Annotated in this window: 7 protein-coding genes; 5 read left to right on the forward strand and 2 right to left on the reverse strand. The window is 68.0% G+C overall.

Going from position 1 to position 7,500, the window contains the following annotated elements; all coding sequences use genetic code 11:
- Positions 1-105: 105 nt before the first annotated feature.
- On the reverse strand, positions 106-1,533 hold the full coding sequence (gene ftsY, locus AC04MI_RS10830; RefSeq protein ID WP_476497777.1) for a signal recognition particle-docking protein FtsY: 1,428 nt from the start codon (positions 1,531-1,533) through the stop codon (positions 106-108).
- 28 nt (positions 1,534-1,561) lie between these two features.
- Between ftsY and AC04MI_RS10835 the strand changes: the two genes are divergently transcribed.
- The 4 genes from AC04MI_RS10835 to coaD all read left to right on the forward strand — a co-directional run bounded on the left by AC04MI_RS10835 (position 1,562) and on the right by coaD (position 5,707).
- Positions 1,562-2,995 (forward strand): M16 family metallopeptidase, encoded by a 1,434-nt coding sequence (locus AC04MI_RS10835; RefSeq protein ID WP_476497778.1) that lies wholly within the window; start codon positions 1,562-1,564, stop codon positions 2,993-2,995.
- A 22-nt stretch (positions 2,996-3,017) separates the two neighbouring features.
- A complete protein-coding gene (locus AC04MI_RS10840; protein WP_476497779.1) occupies positions 3,018-4,376 on the forward strand; it encodes a M16 family metallopeptidase in 1,359 nt (452 codons plus the stop codon).
- Positions 4,373-5,080 carry a 16S rRNA (guanine(966)-N(2))-methyltransferase RsmD gene (rsmD, locus tag AC04MI_RS10845; RefSeq protein ID WP_436077712.1) on the forward strand — a complete coding sequence of 236 codons (708 nt, stop codon included), beginning with the start codon at positions 4,373-4,375 and terminating at the stop codon, positions 5,078-5,080. Before AC04MI_RS10840 ends, rsmD begins: the two co-directional genes overlap by 4 nt.
- Positions 5,081-5,200: 120 nt before the next feature.
- Positions 5,201-5,707 carry a pantetheine-phosphate adenylyltransferase gene (gene coaD / locus AC04MI_RS10850; RefSeq protein WP_476497780.1) on the forward strand — a complete coding sequence of 169 codons (507 nt, stop codon included), beginning with the start codon at positions 5,201-5,203 and terminating at the stop codon, positions 5,705-5,707.
- A 112-nt stretch (positions 5,708-5,819) separates the two neighbouring features.
- Here coaD and AC04MI_RS10855 read toward each other — a convergent pair whose 3' ends face one another.
- Positions 5,820-6,758, reverse strand: a complete 939-nt coding sequence (locus tag AC04MI_RS10855; protein WP_476497781.1) for a LysR family transcriptional regulator — start codon at positions 6,756-6,758, stop codon at positions 5,820-5,822.
- A gap of 122 nt (positions 6,759-6,880) precedes the next feature.
- Here AC04MI_RS10855 and AC04MI_RS10860 point away from each other — a divergent pair.
- Positions 6,881-7,500 (forward strand): type III PLP-dependent enzyme domain-containing protein (locus AC04MI_RS10860; protein ID WP_476497782.1); only part of this gene is annotated, 620 nt, incomplete at its 3' end.

The following is a 7,500-nucleotide window of genomic DNA, read 5'->3' on the forward strand; positions in this document are numbered from 1 at the left end:
TTTCCGAGGGGAAAGCCCATGATGGAGGAAACGTTGCGATCCGTAAACGTGTAAATGGCCCCGGATGGGGCCATTGCTCGCAAGGTTGAGGGGAGATCGCGAGGCTCAGCTCAGCAAAGCCTGGGCAAATTCGCGGGCGTTGAAGGTTTCCAGGTCTTCGAGCTTTTCGCCCACACCGATGAAATACACCGGGATGGGGCGTTCCTGCGCGATGGCGGCCAGCACGCCGCCCTTGGCCGTGCCGTCSAGYTTGGTSACSAYCAGGCCGGTGAGSYSCAGCGYMTCGTCRAASGCSCGSACCTGSGCCAGSGCGTTCTGSCCGGTGTTGCCGTCGATCACCAGCAGCACCTCGTGCGGSGCGGTGGCGTCGGCCTTGGTGACSACGCGSYKGATCTTYTTSAGCTCSTCCATCAGGTGCAGCTGCGTSGGCAGSCGGCCGGCGGTGTCSACCAGCACYACGTCCTTGCCGCGCGCCTTGCCGGCGGTCACGGCATCAAAGCTCACGGCSGCMGGGTCGCCGCCTTCCTGGCTCACGATCTCGACCGTGTTGCGGTCGGCCCACACGCCCAGCTGCTCGCGGGCAGCGGCGCGGAAGGTGTCGGCGGCGGCCAGCAGCACGGCGGCGCCTTCGCCCGCCAGGTGCTTGGTGAGCTTGCCGATGGAGGTGGTCTTGCCCGCGCCGTTCACGCCGGCCACCATGATCACGGTGGGGGTGTGCTCGCCAATCACCAGGGCTTTTTCGAGCGGGCGCAGCAGGTCGGCCAGCGCGTCGGCCAGCAGGCCCTTGACTGCCGCGGGGTCGGTGGTCTTGCTGTCCTTCACGCGGCGCTTGAGGTCCGTCAGCAGGTGCGTGGTGGCTTTCACGCCGGTGTCGGCCATCAGCAGGGCCTCTTCCAGCTCCTCATACAGCGCGTCATCAATCTGCGTGCCGGTAAAGACGGTGGCAATGCTGCTGCCGGTCTTGCGCAGGCCCGCCTTGAGGCGGTCCAGCCAGCCTTTGCGCTCAGGCGCCGGGGCAGTGGGCGCAGCCGAAGTTGCAGATGCTGCCACTGGCGCAGCCGGTGGTGTGGCGGGCGTGGGTGGTGCAACCGGCGCAGGTGCAGCAACGGAAATCGGGGGCGCCACGGGGGGCAATGCAGGGCTTGCAACCACTGGAGCAGCGGCGGGCGCTGTGGCTGCCGGTGCTGCAGGGGGCGTCGGTGCGACGGCCGGTGCCACTGGAGGCATCGCCACGGGCGCTGGCGGGGTCACAGTGACGGGCGCTGGTGCTGCGGGGGGCGGCGCAGCGGGCTCAGGGGCTTTGTTGCCAAACGGGTTGCGCAGCCAGCCAAAGCCTGCCGGGGCGGGCGCCGCCACGGGAGCCGGTGTAGCGGGCGCTGGCGGGTTGAGGGTAGCCACGGGCGGTGTGGCGGGCAGGGGGGGCGCTATGGGCGCAACCACGGTGGGCGCCGGTGCGCCTACCGGCTGGGCCGGGGCGGGCACATCGGTGGGGGCGGGCGAAGGAGCGGGCTTTTTCTTGAAAAAACTGAACATTGGCGGGTTCTTAGAATCACCCCATTCTATGAAACGCGCTTTCACCCTACTGGGCCTGCTGGCCTGCCTCTCGTCCGGGGCTGCCTTTGCGGCAACCACCCCGGTGTCTCAACCCTCCACCACGCCGTCCGCCACGGCCTCTGGCGCGCAGCAGTTCACGCTCAAAAACGGCATGCAGCTCATCGTGCAGCCCGACCGCCGCGCCCCGACGGCGGTGCACATGGTCTGGGTGCGTGTGGGCTCGATGGATGAGGTGGACGGCACCTCAGGCGTGGCCCATGCGCTGGAGCACATGATGTTCAAGGGCACCAAGTMCMTSCCGCCSGGCGAGTTCTCGCGCCGCGTGGCGGCGCTGGGCGGSCGGGAGAACGCMTTCACCASSCGCGACTACACGGGCTACTACCAGCAGATCCCGTCCAACCGGCTGGAAGACGTGATGAAGCTCGAATCGGACCGGTTTGCCAACAACCASTGGYCCGACGASGAGTTCAAGMRMGAGATCGAGGTSGTCAAGGARGARCGRCGGCTGCGCACCGAAGACCAGCCCCGGGCCGTGCTGGCTGAACAATTGTTTGCCGCCACCTTCAATGCGTCGCCCTACCGCCGCCCCATCGTGGGCTGGATGAGCGACCTGGATGCGATGACGCCCGATGACGTGCGCGCCTTCCACCGCCAGTGGTACACCCCCACCAACGCCGCCGTCGTGGTAGCGGGCGATGTGGATGTGGCCCAGGTGCGTGCGCTGGCCGARAAGTAYTACGGCAGCCTGCCCGTGCACGCGCTGCCCGCGCGCAAGCCGCGCACCGAGCCCGAGCAAAAGGGCCTGCGCCGCATTGCCGTCAAGGCCCCGGCAGAGCAGGCCTATGTGGCCCTGGCCTTCCGCGCGCCCAGCCTGGACCGCGTGGACAACCTCACCGACGAAGACCGCGACGCCCTCGCGCTGATGGTGCTGTCGGCCGTGTTCAATGGCTATGACGGTGCCCGGCTGGATCGCGCACTGACCCAGGGGCCCAACCGCGTGGCCGACAGCGCCAGCAGCTCCGCCATGGTTACCGGGCGCGGCCCCAGCCTGTTCATGCTCAGCGGCGTGCCCGCTGCGGGCAAGACCGCCCAGCAGGTCGAAGACGCGCTGCGCGCCGAGGTGACCCGTGTGGCCAAGGATGGGGTGAGTGAGGCCGAGCTGAACCGCGTGAAGACGCAATGGATCGCCTCCACGGTGTACGAGCGCGACTCGGTGATGAGCCAGGCGCAGGAGCTGGGGGGCAACTGGGTGCAGGGCTTTCCGCTGGACGCCAACGAGCGCCTGCTGGCCCTGCTGCGCACCGTGACCCCGGCGCAGGTGCAGGCCGTGGCTGCCAGGTATTTTGGCGACGACCAGCTCACCGTGGCCACGCTGCTGCCCCAGCCCCTGGACGCCCCCCGCGCCCGTCCCCAGCTGCCCCCGGGCGCTGCCATCCGCTGAACCCGCCCTGCGGAAACTGCCCATGATTACTATCAAAAACATAGCTGTCCGTGCTTTATGCACTAGCGCTATCGCCCTTTTTTCCTCCAATTCGGCCTGGGCGCTGCTGCCCATTCAGCACTGGACGGAGCCGGGCGGCGCCAAGGTCTATCTGGTCGAAAGCCCGGTCATCCCCATGGTGGACGTGCAAATCGACTTTGACGCTGGCACGCGCCGCGACCCGGCGGGCCAGTCCGGCCTGGCCAACGCCGTCGCCGCCATGGCCAGCAAGGGCGTGAAGGCCGGGCGCGACGCCAGCGCCGAGCCCGCGCTGGACGAAAACGGCCTGGGTGAGGCCTGGGCCGATCTGGGCGCCAGCTTTGAAGCCAACGCCGACAACGACACACTGCACTACGTGCTGCGCTCGCTGACCGACCCGCTACTGCTGGAACGCGCTGCACGGCTGGCAGCCCGCCAGATTGCCGAGCCCACGACGACTGACGACGTTTGGCAACGCGACCGCGCCCGCTGGAGCGCCAGCCTGAAAGAAGCCAACACGCGCCCCGCCACTGTGGCCAACCATGCGTTCGCCGCTGCGGTGTATGGCAGCCACCCCTATGGCGTGCGTACCACCGAAGAGACGCTGGCGCGCATTGGCGTGGCCGACATGCAGGCCTTTCACGCGCAGTACGTGGCCGCCTGCCGCGCCAAGGTAAGCATCGTGGGCGCCGTATCGCGCGCCCAGGCGCAGACGCTGGTGGCTACGCTGCTGTCGCGCCTTCCTGCCAGTGCGGGCTGCGCACCGCTGCCGCCCGTGAGCGAAGTGGCGGCGCTGACGGCGCCTGTCGAGAAGGCCATTCCGTTTGCCTCGGCCCAGGCCCACGTGCTGATCGGCCAGCCGGGCTTCCAGCGCCGCGACCCGGACTTCCTCGCGCTGCTGGTGGGCAACCACATCCTGGGCGGCGGTGGCTTTGTCTCGCGACTGACCCACGAGGTGCGCGAAAAGCGCGGCCTCTCCTACAGCGTCTACAGCTACTTCGCCCCCGGCCTGCACGCCGGGGCCTTCACCGTGGGCCTGCAGACGCGCCCCGACCAGGCCGCCCAGGCAGTGCAGGTCTCGCGCGACGTGATCGCCCGCTTTGTGGCCGAAGGCCCCACCGAGGCCGAGCTGCGCGCCGCCAAGGACAACCTCATCGGCGGCTTTGCGCTGCGCATCGACAGCAACAAGAAGCTGCTGGGCAACGTGGCCAACATCGCCTGGMACGACCTGCCCCTGGACTACCTGGACCAGTGGGCCAAAAAGGTCGAGGCCCTGACGGTGGCCGATGTGCGCACTGCCATGGCCCAAAAGCTGCAACCCGGCCGCATGGTGACGGTGGTGGTGGGMGGCAAGCAGCCATGAGCCGCTCCACCCTGCGCGGCAGCGCCATCACCGCCGAAATCCGCAAGGCCCAGGCCGCAGCCGCTGCGGCCCCTGTGGACCCCAAGGCCATCAAGAAAAACGCCAAGGACAAAGCTGCGGCGGCGGCCGCCCCCAAGGGCGCGGGCGAAATCCGCATCATCGGTGGGCAATGGAAGCGCACCCGCCTGCCCGTGGCCCAGCGCCCCGGCCTGCGTCCCACGCCCGACCGCGTGCGCGAAACGCTTTTCAACTGGCTGGGCCAGGACTTGAGTGGCTGGCGCTGCCTGGACGCTTTTGCGGGCACTGGCGCGCTGGGGCTCGAGGCCGCTTCGCGCGGCGCCGTGTCGGTACAACTGGTGGAGAGTGACGCTGCGCTGGTGGCCCAGCTGCAGGTGCTGCAGGCGAAGCTGCAAGCCAGCGCCGTGCGCGTGCAGCGCGGTGACGGCGTGGCCGCCCTCAAGCAGGCCGCGCCTGCCAGTGTGGACCTGGTGCTGCTGGACCCGCCCTTTGACGGCGAGCTGTTTGCACCTGCTTTGCAGGCCGCTGCCAAGGCCGTGGCCACCCAGGGCTTTATCTACCTCGAAGCGCCCCGCGCCTGGACGGACGAGGAGCTGGCCGGGAGCGGCCTGGCCGTGTACCGGCATCTGAAGGCTGGCGCCGTGCATGCGCACCTGCTGCGCCCTGTGGCAGCCACCTCAGAATGAGCCAACGCCGGTTCATGTTGCACTGCACTGCATAATGCGCGCACGCGGCCCGGCGGGCCCTGCGGGGAGCGCCCCGGGGGCCGGGGCCAACGTCAATCGCCAGACAGGAGACAACCAGCCATGGCCCAGAACGTGCTCGCCGTGTACCCCGGAACCTTTGACCCCATCACGCTGGGCCATGAAGACGTGGTGCGCAGGGCCACCCAGTTGTTTGAACGTGTGATCGTGGCCGTGGCGGCGGGCCACCACAAGAAGACCCTGTTCTCGCTGGAAGAGCGCATCGAGATGGTGCGCGAGGCCGTGAAGATGTATCCCCAGGTGCAGGTCGAGCCCTTCTCGGGCCTGCTGCGCGACTTTGTGGTGTCGCGCGGCGGCAAGGCCATGGTGCGTGGCCTGCGTGCCGTGACCGACTTTGACTACGAATTCCAGCTGGCAGGCATGAACCGCAGCCTGATGCCGCAGGTGGAGACCGTGTTCCTSACSCCCAGCGACAAGTACCAGTTCATCAGSAGCACCTTTGTGCGCGAGATTGCGGTGCTGGGTGGCGAGGTGACCAAGTTCGTGTCGCCCTCGGTCGAAGAGCGGCTGGCGGTCAAGGTGCGTAGCCTGGCGGCGCCGGGCGGCTGAGGACACTGTCCGGAACGCACAAGGAGCCCCGGTTTTGGCTCCTTTGTGCCGATGGYGCTAGTGCAATATGCCTTTGCTGCTATCAAAATCATAGTTTATAGATTCTGTAGCATCAGTCCATGGCGGGCGGCAGCTGCGTTGCAATGGCCTGGGCCTGCGCGCGCAGAGCCTCCAGCATGGGCACCACCTCGGGCAGGGGCGGGCGGTATAGCGGGAGCAGCGCTGTCACGCTGAACGGGATGGAAAACGCCAGCCGCCGCAGCACCAGCCGCTCGCTGGCGGCGGCCAGGGCGGTGACCGGGTTGACGATGGCGATGCCCAGGCCCTGCTCGACCATGGCGCACACCGCGGCGGCACTGTGAGTTTCCACGCGCAGCGTGCGCTCTACGCCCGCCTCGRCAAGCCGGGCGTCGATCAGGCGGCGGTAGGGGTCGTCGGCCGAGAGGCTTACAAAGAATTCACCGGCAAAGTCGCCGAGTTGCAGCACCGGCTGGCGTGCCAAAGCGTGGTGGGCGGGCAGCACAGCCACCTCGTCCAGGGTCAGCAGCACCTCGGCCCGTGTGCCCGGCGGGGCGGTGGTCTGTTCGCACAGGCCCAGATCAAACCGCTGGGCGCTCATCCATTCTTCGAGCAGGGGCGATTCCTGCGGTGTGACGGACAAGCGTGCCTCGGTGTGCGCCTGCATCAGCCGTGCCGCCGCACCCGGCAGCAGTGCATGGGCCAGCGCGGGCAGGCAAAGCACCGACAGTTGCACGGCCCCCGACCGGCCCAGGGCCACGGCCCGGTCCACTACACGCTCCAGCCCCTGCCACGAGCGCTGTACCTCGTCCCACAGCGCCAGCGCCCGGGCGTTGGGGCGCAGTCGGCCCTGCACGCGCTCGAACAGCGCATAGCCCAGCAGCGATTCGAGCCGCGCCAGCTCGCGGCTCACGGTGGGTTGCGAGCTGTGCAGCAGGTCGGCCGCACCGGTGGCGCTGCCTGCGGTCATCACGGCGCGGAAGACCTCGATGTGGCGGTGGGTGATGCGATGGGCCAGGGGGGGCTCGGTCATGCCAGTCATGCGCACAGCATATCCATATTGAATGGATGGCGTAAATCAAAGCATTCGACTGAATACATGGATGGCGGCATCATCCGCGCATCGTTCACGCTTTGTGCCTTTGGAGCTTCCTCATGTCCAACCCTTTCTCCTCCGCTCAGCTCTGGGCCCTGGCCGACCAGTTTGGCACCCCGCTGTGGGTGTATGACGCGGCCACCATCCGCCAGCGCATTGCGCAGGTGTCCAATTTCGAGACCATCCGGTTCGCGCAGAAGGCCTGCTCCAACATCCACATCCTGAAGCTCATGCGCGAGCAGGGCGTGAAGGTGGATGCCGTTTCGCGCGGCGAGATCCTGCGTGCGCTGGCGGCCGGCTACACGGCCGGCGGAGAGCCGTCGGAGATCGTCTTTACCGCCGACCTGTTCGACGCCGCCACGCTCGACTGCGTGGTGGAACACGGCGTGCCGGTCAACGCTGGCTCGATCGACATGCTGCACCAGCTGGGCGCGCGTTCGCCGGGCCATGCGGTGTGGCTGCGCATCAACCCCGGCTTTGGCCACGGCCACAGCAACAAGACCAACACGGGTGGCGAGCACAGCAAACACGGCATCTGGCACACCGACCTGCCTGCGGCACTGGATGCGATCAAGCAGCACGGCCTGAAGCTGGTGGGCCTGCACATGCACATCGGCTCGGGCGTGGACTACAGCCACCTGCAGGAAGTGTGCGGTGCCATGGTCAACCTGGTGCGCAC

The organism is Acidovorax sp. LjRoot204, assembly GCF_056175785.1.

What these genes read in the sequence shown, in the direction of transcription:
- rsmD (WP_436077712.1), top strand. Translation starts at nt 4,373, where the DNA reads ATGAGCCGCTCCACCCTGCGCGGCAGCGCCATCACCGCCGAAATCCGC.